11 protein-coding genes are annotated in these 12093 nt (G+C 67.3%); 10 read left to right on the forward strand and 1 reads right to left on the reverse strand.

Translation table 11 applies throughout. From position 1 onward, the window contains the following. Positions 1 to 171: 171 nt before the first annotated feature. Genes aroQ through ABIC50_RS29295 form a run of 3 tightly spaced genes read left to right on the forward strand, consistent with a single transcriptional unit; the run spans position 172 to position 2862 of the window. On the forward strand, positions 172 to 627 hold the full coding sequence (gene aroQ, locus ABIC50_RS29285) for a type II 3-dehydroquinate dehydratase (protein WP_006756352.1): 456 nt from the start codon (positions 172 to 174) through the stop codon (positions 625 to 627). Continuing rightward, a complete protein-coding gene (locus tag ABIC50_RS29290; RefSeq protein WP_354168372.1) occupies positions 624 to 1478 on the forward strand; it encodes a shikimate dehydrogenase in 855 nt (284 codons plus the stop codon). The genes aroQ and ABIC50_RS29290 overlap by 4 nt, the downstream gene beginning before the upstream one ends. A 34-nt stretch (positions 1479 to 1512) precedes the next feature. Continuing rightward, positions 1513 to 2862 (forward strand): MFS transporter, encoded by a 1350-nt coding sequence (locus tag ABIC50_RS29295; protein ID WP_354168374.1) that lies wholly within the window; start codon positions 1513 to 1515, stop codon positions 2860 to 2862. Between the two features lie 102 nt (positions 2863 to 2964). Here ABIC50_RS29295 and ABIC50_RS29300 read toward each other — a convergent pair whose 3' ends face one another. Further along, the gene (locus ABIC50_RS29300) at positions 2965 to 4074 is read right to left on the reverse strand and encodes a 2-aminoethylphosphonate--pyruvate transaminase (protein ID WP_354168376.1); all 1110 of its coding nucleotides are present in this window, start codon (positions 4072 to 4074) and stop codon (positions 2965 to 2967) included. Positions 4075 to 4328: 254 nt separating this feature from the next. On the opposite strand from ABIC50_RS29300, the gene phnS reads away from it, so the two are divergent. From phnS to ABIC50_RS29335, 7 genes are read left to right on the forward strand one after another with little or no spacing between them, the layout of a single operon-like run. Continuing rightward, on the forward strand, positions 4329 to 5417 hold the full coding sequence (gene phnS, locus ABIC50_RS29305) for a 2-aminoethylphosphonate ABC transporter substrate-binding protein (RefSeq protein ID WP_006756348.1): 1089 nt from the start codon (positions 4329 to 4331) through the stop codon (positions 5415 to 5417). Positions 5418 to 5451: 34 nt separating this feature from the next. Continuing rightward, entirely contained in the window at positions 5452 to 6555 is a 1104-nt protein-coding gene (phnT, locus tag ABIC50_RS29310; protein ID WP_354168378.1) for a 2-aminoethylphosphonate ABC transport system ATP-binding subunit PhnT, read from the forward strand. Next, on the forward strand, positions 6533 to 7453 hold the full coding sequence (gene phnU, locus ABIC50_RS29315; protein WP_175741159.1) for a 2-aminoethylphosphonate ABC transporter permease subunit: 921 nt from the start codon (positions 6533 to 6535) through the stop codon (positions 7451 to 7453). The genes phnT and phnU overlap by 23 nt, the downstream gene beginning before the upstream one ends. Then, a complete protein-coding gene (gene phnV, locus ABIC50_RS29320; RefSeq protein WP_105830456.1) occupies positions 7443 to 8303 on the forward strand; it encodes a 2-aminoethylphosphonate ABC transport system, membrane component PhnV in 861 nt (286 codons plus the stop codon). Before phnU ends, phnV begins: the two co-directional genes overlap by 11 nt. Further along, positions 8300 to 9610: a phosphonoacetate hydrolase gene (gene phnA / locus ABIC50_RS29325; protein ID WP_354168380.1), complete on the forward strand. Its 1311-nt coding sequence runs from the start codon at positions 8300 to 8302 to the stop codon at positions 9608 to 9610. Before phnV ends, phnA begins: the two co-directional genes overlap by 4 nt. Then, positions 9607 to 11061 carry a phosphonoacetaldehyde dehydrogenase gene (phnY, locus tag ABIC50_RS29330; RefSeq protein ID WP_354168382.1) on the forward strand — a complete coding sequence of 485 codons (1455 nt, stop codon included), beginning with the start codon at positions 9607 to 9609 and terminating at the stop codon, positions 11059 to 11061. The genes phnA and phnY overlap by 4 nt, the downstream gene beginning before the upstream one ends. Positions 11062 to 11065: 4 nt before the next feature. After that, complete coding sequence (locus ABIC50_RS29335; protein ID WP_354168384.1) at positions 11066 to 11617, forward strand: phosphonate degradation HD-domain oxygenase; 552 nt, start codon at positions 11066 to 11068, stop codon at positions 11615 to 11617. The last annotated feature ends 476 nt before the right edge of the window (positions 11618 to 12093 follow it).

Genomic DNA, 12093 nt, shown 5'->3' on the forward strand with positions numbered 1-12093 from the left:
AATTTACTAGGGAAGTGAGAGGAATTATACAAACTAACTAGTTGGTACAAATTAGCGAAAACCCGAAAAGACAGCGCTTGCATGCCGGCGCACACTAGCGCCAACTTCCTGATGTCACGGGGCGCAGCGGGCAACGTTCCGCCCCCTTTTTTTTAAAGAGCAGAAATCGTCATGAGCAAGCACAAGGTGCTGGTACTGAACGGCCCGAACCTGAATCTCCTGGGTACCCGCGAGCCCCATATCTACGGTGCGGAAACCCTCGCCGATCTCGAGCAGCGTTGCCGCACGGCGGCCGACGGGCTCGGGCTGGAGATCGACTTCCGCCAGTCGAACGCCGAGCACCAGCTGATCGACTGGCTGCATGCCGCGCGTCACGACACGCACGGCATCGTCATCAACCCGGCCGCCTATACGCACACGTCGGTCGCGCTGGCCGACGCGCTTTCCGCGATCGCGAAGCCGGTGATCGAGGTGCATATCTCCAACGTGCATCGCCGCGAGGCGTTCCGTCACCACTCGTATGTGTCGGCGGTGGCCGAGGCCGTGATCTGCGGCTGCGGCACCGAAGGCTACGTATTCGCGCTGCAGCGCCTGTCGACCCTTTTTGCCCAGGGAGCCGCACGATGAGCCGCCCGTCTTTTCTGATCGGCCTGATCGGCCAGGGCATCGGCGGTTCGCTGTCGCCCGCGATGCATGAGGAAGAAGGATTCCGCCAGGGATTCGGCTACGTGTATCGGCGCATCGATCTCGACGCGCTCGGCCTGACCGCCGACGCGCTGCCGCAACTGCTCGAAGCCGCGCAGCGGATGGGCTTCAACGGGCTGAACATCACGCACCCGTGCAAGCAGCGCGTGATCGAGCACCTCGACGCGCTGTCGGACGACGCGCGCGCGCTCGGCGCGGTGAACACCGTGCTGTTCAAGGACGGCAAGCGGATCGGCCACAACACCGACTGGTCGGGTTTCGCGAAGTCGTTCCGCCGCGGGCTTCCCGGCGCGTCGCTCGAGCGCGTCGTCCAGCTCGGCGCGGGTGGCGCGGGCGCGGCCGTCGCGCATGCGGCGCTGCAGATGGGCGCCGCCGAATTGACGATTTTCGACGTCGACGGCACGCGTGCCGACACGCTCGCGAGCGAGCTGCAGCAGCGCTTCCCGGCCGCCCGGGTCACGCCGGGCAGCGATCTCGCGGCCGCGATGCGCGCCGCGACGGGCCTGATCCATGCCACGCCGACCGGCATGACCAAGCATCCGGGCCTGCCGCTGCCGGCCGAACTGCTCCACGCGGGAATGTGGGTGGCCGACATCGTGTATTTCCCGCTCGAAACCGAACTGATCCGAGCGGCGCGCGCGGCCGGCTGCGCGACGCTGCCGGGCGGCGGGATGGCCGTGTACCAGGCCGTCGATGCGTTCGAGATCTTCACCGGACGTACGCCGGACGACGAGCGAATGTTCGAGCACTTTCAGTCGCTCGTCGCGCGCTGACCCTTCGATCCAAAAGAGAAACCAGGAGACAACCATGCAGCACACCACCCACACGAACGCCGCGCCAGCGCAGGCGGCCGGCACGGTCCGGCGCACGTCGGCGCGCTACAAGATTCTCGCGCTGCTCGCGATCGGCACGATGATCAACTATCTCGACCGTACCGTGCTGGGGGTGGCTGCGCCGCAGCTCACCAAGGAGCTCGGCATCAACGCGGCGGTGATGGGCATCATGTTCTCCGCGTTCTCGTGGACGTACGTCGCGATGCAGGTGCCCGGCGGCCTGTTCCTCGACCGCTTCGGCAGCAAGGTCACCTATTACTGGTCGATGACGCTGTGGTCGCTGTGCACGTTCCTGCAGGGCTTCGTGCCGGGCATCGCGACGCTGCTCGCGTGCCGGCTCGGCCTCGGCGTGACGGAGGCGCCGTGCTTCCCGACCAACAGCCGCGTCGTCGCGACCTGGTTCCCGCAGAGCGAGCGCGCGATGGCGACCGGTACGTATACCGTCGGCGAATACATCGGCCTCGCGTTCTTCAGCCCGGTGCTGTTCGCGCTGATGGGCGCGTTCGGCTGGCGTTCGCTGTTCTGGGTCGTCGGCGCGGTCGGTATCGCCTTCGGCCTGATCTGGTGGAAGTTCTATCACGAGCCGCGTGATCATCCGGCCGCGAACTCGGAGGAACTTGCGTACATCGAGGCGGGCGGCGGGCTCGTGCACGCTGCGCGCAAGGGCGACAACGGCGGCAAGGGCGGCAAGGGCGAGCAGAAGAAGTTCAGCTGGTCGATGGCCGGCCAGCTGCTGAAGAAGCGCCAGCTCGCGGGTATCTGCCTCGGCCAGTTCGCCGGCAACTCGACGCTCGTGTTCTTCCTGACCTGGTTCCCGACCTATCTCGCGACCGAGCGCCACATGGGCTGGCTGAAGATCGGCTTCTTCGCGGTGATGCCGTTCATCGCCGCGTCGGTTGGCGTGATGTTCGGCGGGATCTTCTCCGACTGGCTGCTGCGTCGCGGCAAGTCGGCGAACCTCGCGCGCAAGCTGCCGATCATCGCGGGCCTGCTGCTCGCGTCGACGATCATTCTCGCGAACTACGTGAAGAGCAACGAAGCCGTGATCGCGATCATGTCGATCGCCTTCTTCGCGCAGGGGATGGCCGCGCTCGGCTGGACGCTCGTCTCCGACATCGCGCCGGACGGCCTGCTCGGCGTGACGGGCGGCATCTTCAACTTCGCGGCGAACCTCGCGGGGATCGTCACGCCGCTCGTCGTCGGCTTCATCGTCGCGTCGACCGGATCGTTCGTCGGCGCGCTGGTGTTCATCGGCGTGATCGCGCTGATCGGTGCGCTGTCGTACATCTTCGTCGTCGGCGATATCAAGCGGATCGAATTGTAAGTACCAGCTCCACGCACGCTCGGTGCATTCGCCCGGCGACCTTGAGTCGCCGGGCGTTTTTATTTCCGCCGCCGGATTGCGGGCCGGCTCACGCGTCCGCGCTCACGCGCGCTGCATGGCAATCCCGAGCGATTCCAGCGCCTGCGCGATCGCCGCGACCGCGCGGCGGATATCGCCGGCATCGATCGCGCCGATGCAGCCGACGCGAAACGTCTCCACTTTCGTCAGCTTGCCCGGATACAGGATGAAGCCCGCGTCGCGCACCGCGTCGTAAAAGCGGCGGAAATCGTAGGCCGGATGGTCGGGCGCATGGAACGTGACGATCACGGGCGCCTGCACGCTGGCGTCGAGGAACGGCGCGAAGCCGAGCGCGCGCATCGATTCGACCAGCGTCCGGCAATTCTCCACATAGCGCGCGCCACGCGCGGGCTGGCCGCCTTCGGCGAGATACTGGTCGAGCGCGGCGCGCAGCGCGGCGATCACGTGGGTCGCCGGCGTGAAGCGCCACTGGCCCGTCTTGCGCAGGTACGCGTGCTGATCCTGGAGGTCGAGCGCGAGCGACGGCGAGTTGCCTTCGCATGCGTCGAGCGCGTCGCGCCGCACGATCGCGAACCCCATCCCCGGCACGCCTTCCAGGCATTTGCCGCTCGCCGACACCAGTGCGTCGATCCCGCTGTCCGCCAGCGTAATCGGCAGCGCGCCGAACGAACTCATCGCGTCGACGATCAGCCGCTTGCCGTGCCGCCGGCACACGGCCGCGATCGCGTCGAGCGGATTCAGGATGCCGGCGCTCGTTTCCAGGTGCACCAGCGCGACATGCGTGATGCGCGGCTCGCGCGCGAACGCGGCTTCCACCGCCGCCGGGTCGGCTGCTGCGTCCTCGCCGAACGGCAACGCGATCGCTTCGATGCCGAGCCGGCCGAGGATCTTCAGGATGCGCGCGCAATACGCGCCGTTGTCGGGTACCAGCACGACGCCGTCGCGCGGCACCAGCGTGCCGAGCGCGGCCTCGACCGAAAAGGTGCCGCTGCCTTGCATCGGCACGCACACGTACTCGTCGCCGCCGCGCGCGATCGCGACGAGGTCCGCGCAGACGCTGGCCGTCAACTGGTTGAAAGCGGCGTCCCACGAGCCCCAGTCATGTTGCATTGCGTGGCGTGTTGTGGCGGACGTGGTGAGCGGGCCGGGCGTGAGCAGAATCGGATCGGGCATGGTTTTCTCCAGCAAAGGTCGGGCGAAACGTGGGAAGCGGCAGTTCTGAACGACTTGCATGATATTGGCAAAATGTGTCATTTTGTGGAAATTGTGGCGCGCGTCACGGCTTTGTCATCGAACGCTGTGATCCTTCGGTTGCCGCGCGAAACCACCTGCAGCGCGGCAGCGAGGCCGGCCGGTTGTCGGTCTGCCCGACTGAAACGAGCCGGATCGTGCCCCGGCCGCTGGTGTTCCGCCTACGGAGAAGTGAGATGACACTGCAGAATTCCTCGCGCGCCGCTGCCGGCGCGTTCCGCAAGCTCGCGCTGGCTGCCGGCGTCGCCGGCCTGATGGGCGTCGCATTGCCCGCGCATGCGGCGAACGCGGTCGTGCTGTATACGGCGGACGGCCTCGAGAACCTCTATCGCGATGTGCTCCCGGCCTTCGAGAAGAAGGAAGGCGTCAAGGTCAACATCGTGACGGCGGGCAGCGGCGAGGTCGTCAACCGCGCGAACATCGAGAAGAACTCGCCGAAGGCGGACGTGATCGTCACGCTGCCGCCGTTCATCCAGCAAGCCGGCCAGATGGGCCTGCTGCAGCCGTACCAGAGCGTGAACTACAAGAACGTGCCGGCGATCGCGAAGGCGGAAGACGGTACGTGGGCGACGTTCGTGAACAACTACTTCTCGTTCGCGATCAACCCGGACGTCGTGAAGAACCAGCCGAAGACGTTCGCCGACCTGCTGTCGCCGAGCTATGCCGGCAAGGTGGCGTACTCGAACCCGGCGACCGCCGGCGACGGGATGGCCGTGCTGATCCTGACGACCTCGCTGATGGGCGAGGACAAGGCGTTCGACTACCTCGCGAAACTGTCGCAGAGCGTGAAGTTCCACACGAAGGGCACCGGCTACCTGAACGTGCTGCTGTCGCGCAACGAGATCAGCGTCGCGAACGGCGACCTGCAGATGGACCTCGACGACGCCGAGCACGGCGCGCTGTCCGTCAAGCCGATCTTCCTGGCCGCGAAGGACGGCGACCAGCCGACCACGTTCCAGCTGCCGTACGGCATCGGTCTGATCAAGAGCGGCCCGAATCAGGACGTCGGCAAGAAGTTGATCGACTACCTGATGTCGACGGAAGTGCAGTCGAAGGTGCCGGACATGTACGGCATCCCGGGCCGCACCGACGTTCCGCTGGCCGGCAAGAACGGCGAGGCGGTCAAGAAGGCGATCGCGGGCGTGAAGCTGATCCCGGTCGACTGGAGCCAGGTGATGGCGAAGAAGCCGGTGTGGATCGAACGCTGGAAGAAGGACGTGATCGGCAGCTCGGGCAAGCAGCTCGACGTCGTCAAGCCGAAGTGATCGGCGCGCGCCGCCTGTATTAGTGAGCAAGAGGATGAACCCGGTGGAAACCACCCTGACCCATCCCGGCGCATTCGGCGCCGCCGAACCGCAAGCGACGCTGCGGTCCGGCGCGCCGGGCGGCGTGCGGATCGAGCACCTGAGCGTGCGCTACGGCGCACGCACGGTGCTGGAAGATCTGTCGCTGTCGATCGGCGCCGGTGAATTTCTGACCGTGCTCGGCAAGAGCGGCTGCGGCAAGACCACGCTGCTGCGCTTCATCGCCGGGTTCGTGAAGGCCGACGGCCTGACCGGCACGCTGACCGTGGCCGGACGCGACCTGACCTATGCGCCGCCGCACAAGCGCAATCTCGGTCTGCTGTTCCAGAATTACGCACTGTTCCCGCACCTGTCGGTGTTCGAGAACGTCGCATTCGGGCTGCGCGCCCGCGGCATGGCCTCGTCGGAAGTGACGCGCCGCGTCGCCGACGCGCTGAAGCTCGTGCAGCTCGGCGACGCGGGCCATCATCTGCCCGCGCAACTGTCGGGAGGGATGCAGCAGCGCGTCGCACTGGCGCGTGCGCTCGTGATCGAACCGGACGTGCTGCTGCTCGACGAGCCGCTGTCGGCGCTCGATGCCAACCTGCGCGCATCGGTGCGCAGCGAACTGAAGGCGCTGCACGAGCGCCTGCCGAACCTGACCGTCGTCTGCGTGACGCACGACCGCGACGACGCGCTGGTGCTGTCCGACCGCGCACTGCTGATGCGCGACGGCCACATCGCGCAGCTCGGCACGCCGCAGCAGCTGTACGACACGCCGCGGGACGGCTACGTCGCGCGCTATCTCGGCCCCGCCAACCTGCTGCCCCCGCACGTGATCTTCCCGCTCGGCGATCCGCGTCACGACGTGCGCGGCAAGGTCGCCTGCGTGCGCCCCGAGCGCCTGACCGTGATGCCGCTCGCGGCGGGCGGCCTGCACGGCACGGTGTCGTCCGTCGAATGGCAGGGCGCGGACCTGTCGATCGCGGTCGTGATCGACGCGGCGCCCGACGAGCCCGTGCGCGTCACGATGCAACGCGGCCGCGGCGCGGCTCCCGAGCGCGGTGCGCGCGTTTCCCTGCATTGCGAGGCAGACGATGTCGTCCTTATCGAGCCCTGAAGCCGGCCTGCCGCCGCAGGCGCTCGCGTCGGCCGCCGCGCATGCCGCCGCCGCGCGGCGCCGCAAGCGCGCGGGCGACCTGCATCTCGCCGCGCTCGCGCTCGTCGTGCTCGGCCCGCTCGTCATCTATCCGCTGGTGCGGCTCGTGCTGCTGAGCGTGTCCGGCGATCACGGGCTGAGCTTCGCCGCGTACCGGACGTTCTTCGGCAACCCCGATACGCGCGGCGTGCTGCTGACGAGCGTGGGCGTGCTGTTCGCGAGCGCCGGCACCGCGTCGGTGCTCGGCGTGCTGCTGGCCGCGCTGCTGTTCTTCAGGCCGTTCCCGGGCGCATCGCTCGTCACGCGCTTCCTGGAGCTGTACGTCGCGTTCCCGTCGTTCCTCGTCGCGTTCACGCTGATCTTCCTGTACGGCTCGCAAGGCTCGATCAGCATCGCGCTGCAGCACCTGTTCCATCTCGAGAACCCGCCGCTCGACTTCCTGTTCGGCATCGGCGGCGTGATTCTCGCGCAGACCGTGTTCTATACGCCGTTCGTCGTGCGGCCGACGCTCGCGTCGTTCGCGACGCTCGACCTGCGCCTGATCGAAGCGGCGCGCAGTCTCGGCGCGTCCGGCTGGATGCTCGCGCGCCGCGTCGTGCTGCCGATCGCGTGGCCGGGCATCGCCGCCGGCACCGTGCTGTGTTTCCTGCTGACGCTGAACGAGTTCGGGATCCTGCTCGTGCTCGGCAGTGCGCGGCTCGTGACGCTGCCGGTCGCGATCTACAGCAGCGCGACCGTCGACCTAGACCTGCCGACCGCCTCGGCCGGAGCGGTCGTGATGCTCGCGCTGTCGCTGGCGCTCTATGCGGTTTATCGCCGGGTGAACCGGCGTGCGACGGGAGGAAACGATGTCCGCTGAGTTCCGTATCGGGGCAGCCGTGCCGCGCCACCAGATCGGCTGGGGCGACACGCTGCTCAAGCATGCGTCGCGCGCCGCGCTCGCGCTGGCCGCATTCGCCTGCTTCTGGCTGTTCGTGCTGCCGGTCGTGGTCGTCGCGCTGTCGAGCGTGTCGACGCAGTGGTCGGGCACGATTCTGCCGGCCGGCTACAGCCTGCGCTGGTTCGAGCGGCTCGCGTCGCCGGAATACGACGCGCTGCTGACGAGCCTCGAAATCGGCTTCGGCGTGTCGGCGCTCGGCACGATCCTCGGGCTGTGGCTCGCGCTCGCGCTCGAAGGGCGCGACCGGCGCGGCCTCGGCGCGCTCGTCGATGCGCTCGTGATGGTGCCGAACGGCGTGCCGAGCGTCGTGCTCGGGCTCGCGGTGCTGATCGCGTATCACCAGAAGCCGCTCGACCTGTCGAGCTCCGCGGCGATCGTCGTGCTCGTGCAGCTCGCGCTGATTCTGCCGTTCTGCTATCGCTGCGCGGCCGCCGCGCTGCGGCCGGAACTGACCGTGCTGCGCGAAGCGGCGGCGAGCCTCGGTGCGCCGCCCGCGATGGTGCTGCGCCGCGTGCTGCTGCCGCAGCTCGTGCCGGCGCTGCGTGCGAGTCTCGCGCTCGGCTTCGCGCTGTCGCTCGGCGAACTCGGCGCGACGCTGACCGTCTACCCGCCGGGTTTCGCGACCGTGCCGATCGTCGTGATCGGCCAGGTGGAGCGGGGTTACTACCTGCCGGCATCGGCGCTGTCGCTGTTGATGCTCGGGGCGTCGCTCGCGGCGCTGCTGCTGATCGCCGCGCGCGTGCCGCGCGGCACGCGGGCGGCATCATGAACGCCGCGTTCGCGTTGCGGCTGCCCGGCGAGCAAGCGGCCGCGGGCAAGATGTCGACGGATCTCGCGGGACGTTCCGTCGACGTGAACGGCCGGCGCTACCGGCTGCCGGTCGAACCGACCGTCGTGGTCTGCGTCGACGGCTGCGAGTACGACTATCTCGAGCGTGCGGTGGAGGCGGGCGTCGCGCCGTTCATCGGCCGGATGATCGCGGCAGGCACCGCGTGGCGCGCCGACTGCGTGGTGCCGACCTTCACCAACCCGAACAACCTGTCGATCGTCTGCGGCGTGCCGCCGTCGGTCCACGGGATCTGCGGCAACTACTTCTGGGATCCGGCCGCCGACGGCGGGCGCGGCGCCGAAGTGATGATGAACGACCCGGCCTACCTGCGGGCCGGCACGTTGCTCGCGGCGGCGTCCGACGCCGGCGCGCGGGTGGCCGTCGTCACGGCGAAGGACAAGCTGCGCCGGCTGCTCGGCTGGCAGATGAACGGCATCTGTTTTTCCGCGGAAAAGGCCGCGCAGGCGAATCTCGCGGAAAACGGGATCGCCGACGTGCTCGACTGGGTTGGCCTCCCATCGCCCGACGTTTATAGCGCGGCGCTGTCCGAATTCGTGTTCGCGGCCGGCGTGCGGCTCGCGCAGACGCGCCAGGTCGACCTGATGTACCTGTCGACCACCGACTACGTGCAGCACAAGTGCGAGCCGGGGAGTGCGGGCGCGAACGCGTTCTACGCAATGATGGACGGCTATCTCGCGCTGCTCGACGCGCTCGGCTGGGCGATCGGGCTCACGGCCGACCACGGGATGAACGCGAAGCACGATCCGGCAACGGGCCGCTCGAACGTGATCTATCTGCAGGACGCGTTCGACGGCTGGTTCGGTGCGCGGGCCGCGCGCGTGATCCTGCCGATCACCGATCCGTACGTCGTGCACCACGGCGCACTCGGCTCGTTCGCGACCGTGTACCTGGCGCCGGATGTCGACCGCACCGATGCGATGTGGCGCGTCGGCGGGATCGACGGCGTCGAGCTCGTGCTCGACAACGCGGAAGCGGCCGCCCGCTTCGAACTGCCGGCCGACCGGATCGGCGATCTCGTCGTGATCGCGCGACGCGACATGACGCTCGGCACGCGCGAGCGCGAACACGACCTGTCCGGCCTGACCGTGCCGCTGCGTTCGCATGGCGGCGTGTCCGAGCAGGAAGTGCCGTTGCTGTTCAACCGTCGGATCGAGCGGGACGACCCCGCACGTCGGCCGCGCAACTTCGACGTGTTCGATTTCGTGCTGAACCGGGTCGCGTCATGATGGCTCATCCCCGCCAGGATCACCCCGCGTTTCGCGCCGAGGCGCTGCGCTGGTGCGGCACGCGTGCGACGCGCGATCGTGTGTTCGACGTCACCGATCCGTACACCGGCACGCGTGTCGGGACGGCGCCGCTGGCGAGCGTCGACGACGTGCGTGCCGCGTTCGACTACGCGATGGCGTACCGGCCCGCGCTCACGCGTTACGAGCGTTCGCAGATTCTCGAACGTGCGGCCGCGCTGCTGCGCGAGCGTACCGAGGCGGCATCCGACCTGATCACGCTCGAATCGGGATTGTCGAAACGGGATTCCCGCTACGAGATCGGCCGCGTCGCCGACGTGCTGAAGTTCGCGTCGGTCGAGGCGCTGCGCGACGACGCGCAGAGCTTCTCGTGCGACCTGACACCGCACGGCAAGGCGCGACGCGTGTTCTCGCAGCGGCAGCCGCTCGACGGCGTGATCGTCGCGATCACGCCGTTCAATCACCCGATGAATCAGGTCGCGCACAAGATCGCGCCGGCGATCGCGACCAACAACCGCGTGATCGTGAAGCCGTCGGAGAAGGTGCCGCTGTCGGCGTTCTATCTGGCGGACCTGCTCTACGAGGCCGGCTTGCCCGAGCCGATGCTGCAGGTGCTGACCGGCGACCCGCGCGAGATCGCGGACGAACTCGTCACGCATCCGCATGCGTCGCTGATTACCTTCACGGGCGGCGTGTCGATCGGCAAGGCGATCGCCGCGCGGGCCGGCTACCGGCGCATCGTGCTGGAGCTGGGCGGCAACGATCCGCTGATCGTGCTCGACGACGCCGATCTGGAACGTGCGGCATCGCTGGCCGTGCTCGGTTCGTACCGGAATTCGGGGCAGCGCTGCACGGCCGTCAAGCGGATCCTGGTGCAGCGCTCGATCGCGCCGGCGTTCAGCGAGCTGCTCGTCGAGAAGACGCGCGCATGGAATTACGGCGATCCGTTCGATCCCGCGAACGAAATGGGCACGGTGATCGACGACGCGGCGGCGCGGCTGTTCGAGGCGCGGGTCGGCGAGGCGCTCGCGCAGGGTGCGCGCCTGCTGACCGGCAACGTGCGGCGCGGTGCGCTGTATTCGCCGACCGTGCTCGACAACGTCGATCCGTCGATGACGATCGTGCGCGAGGAGACTTTCGGCCCCGTATCGCCCGTCATGACGTTCGACACGATCGACGATGCGATCCGGATCAGCAACGGCACGGCATTCGGGTTGTCGTCGGGGGTGTGCACGGACAGTACGGCCGCGGTCGTGCGGTTCGTGAACGAGCTGAATGTCGGGACGGTGAACGTCTGGGAAGTGCCGGGGTATCGGATCGAGCTGTCGCCGTTCGGCGGCGTCAAGGATTCGGGGCTTGGCTATAAGGAAGGCGTTCAGGAAGCGATGAAGAGCTTCACGAACCTGAAGACGTTTTCGCTGCCTTGGGAGTAAGCGGATGGCACTGACGGTGGAAGAGATCCACGGGCTGTATCGCGAACATGGCCATGTCGCCTATAGCGGCGAACCGGTCACGCAGCTGGAGCATGCGTTGCAAAGCGGCTTGCTGGCGGAGGAGGCGGGCGCCGACGACGCGCTGGTCGCGGCGGCATTCCTGCACGACCTCGGGCATCTGCTGAATCGCCAGGGCGAGACGCCGAGCGCACGCGGAATCGACGATCTTCATCAGTATTACGTGCTGCCGTTCCTGCGGCCGCTGTTCGACGACGCGGTGCTGGAGCCGATCCGGCTGCACGTCGACGCGAAGCGTTGCCTGTGCCGGACGGACGCCGGCTACCTCGAGAGCCTGTCGCCGGATTCGGTGCGCAGTCTCGCACTGCAGGGCGGCGTCTTCAGCGAGAAGGAGACGGCGGCGTTCCTGCAACGCCCGTTCGCGGAGGATGCGCTGCGTCTGCGCCGCTGGGACGATACGGCGAAGGAAGAACGCAAGGTGACGCCGAACCTCGATCACTATATGGAGATAGTGGCGCGTCAGGTGCGTGTGGTCTGACTGCCCGGTTGCGTCCATATAAGGCCCCGCACGCGGTAGCGTGCGGGGCCTTATATTTTTTTCGAGAAACCCCTTGCGCGGTTCGAGGAGGGTGCCTACAATCACGCCTCTTTCGCGCTAACGGAAACACGGCGCGGGAGGAAAGGGAAGCGGTGCTGTCGAGGGAGGTTGCAGGAGCCCCGGCGCACACGAAGTTGAACCCCCGCCGTCGCAACGAAGCAGTTCAGAAAGTTGTTGACGAGCGAAGAAAGACGGTTCATAATCTCGCTTCTCTGCTGCTGAAAACGCGGCGCTGCTGAGAAACAGAAGGTTTCTCGCAGAAATGCTCTTTAAAAATTAACAGCCGATAAGTGTGGGCGCTTGATGGAAGCGAGCTGATCCTCGGATCAGATAGCGAAAGTATCAAGAGTCTCACACTAAAGTAAGTCAGGTTTATGAAGTGATTCATATTCCTGTCAGCTTTGAGTGAGCGACCG

Origin of the sequence: Burkholderia sp. 567, from assembly GCF_040545115.1 — a bacterium.
In the GTDB taxonomy this organism is placed as follows: domain Bacteria; phylum Pseudomonadota; class Gammaproteobacteria; order Burkholderiales; family Burkholderiaceae; genus Burkholderia; species Burkholderia ambifaria.

Bases quoted from the DNA above. Each gene is read 5' to 3' on its own strand.
- aroQ (WP_006756352.1), top strand. From the start codon at position 172: ATGAGCAAGCACAAGGTGCTGGTACTGAACGGCCCGAACCTGAATCTC.
- ABIC50_RS29290 (WP_354168372.1), top strand. From the start codon at position 624: ATGAGCCGCCCGTCTTTTCTGATCGGCCTGATCGGCCAGGGCATCGGC.
- ABIC50_RS29295 (WP_354168374.1), top strand. From the start codon at position 1,513: ATGCAGCACACCACCCACACGAACGCCGCGCCAGCGCAGGCGGCCGGC.
- ABIC50_RS29300 (WP_354168376.1), bottom strand. From the start codon at position 4,074: ATGCCCGATCCGATTCTGCTCACGCCCGGCCCGCTCACCACGTCCGCC.
- phnS (WP_006756348.1), top strand. From the start codon at position 4,329: ATGACACTGCAGAATTCCTCGCGCGCCGCTGCCGGCGCGTTCCGCAAG.
- phnT (WP_354168378.1), top strand. From the start codon at position 5,452: ATGAACCCGGTGGAAACCACCCTGACCCATCCCGGCGCATTCGGCGCC.
- phnU (WP_175741159.1), top strand. From the start codon at position 6,533: ATGTCGTCCTTATCGAGCCCTGAAGCCGGCCTGCCGCCGCAGGCGCTC.
- phnV (WP_105830456.1), top strand. From the start codon at position 7,443: ATGTCCGCTGAGTTCCGTATCGGGGCAGCCGTGCCGCGCCACCAGATC.
- phnA (WP_354168380.1), top strand. From the start codon at position 8,300: ATGAACGCCGCGTTCGCGTTGCGGCTGCCCGGCGAGCAAGCGGCCGCG.
- phnY (WP_354168382.1), top strand. From the start codon at position 9,607: ATGATGGCTCATCCCCGCCAGGATCACCCCGCGTTTCGCGCCGAGGCG.
- ABIC50_RS29335 (WP_354168384.1), top strand. From the start codon at position 11,066: ATGGCACTGACGGTGGAAGAGATCCACGGGCTGTATCGCGAACATGGC.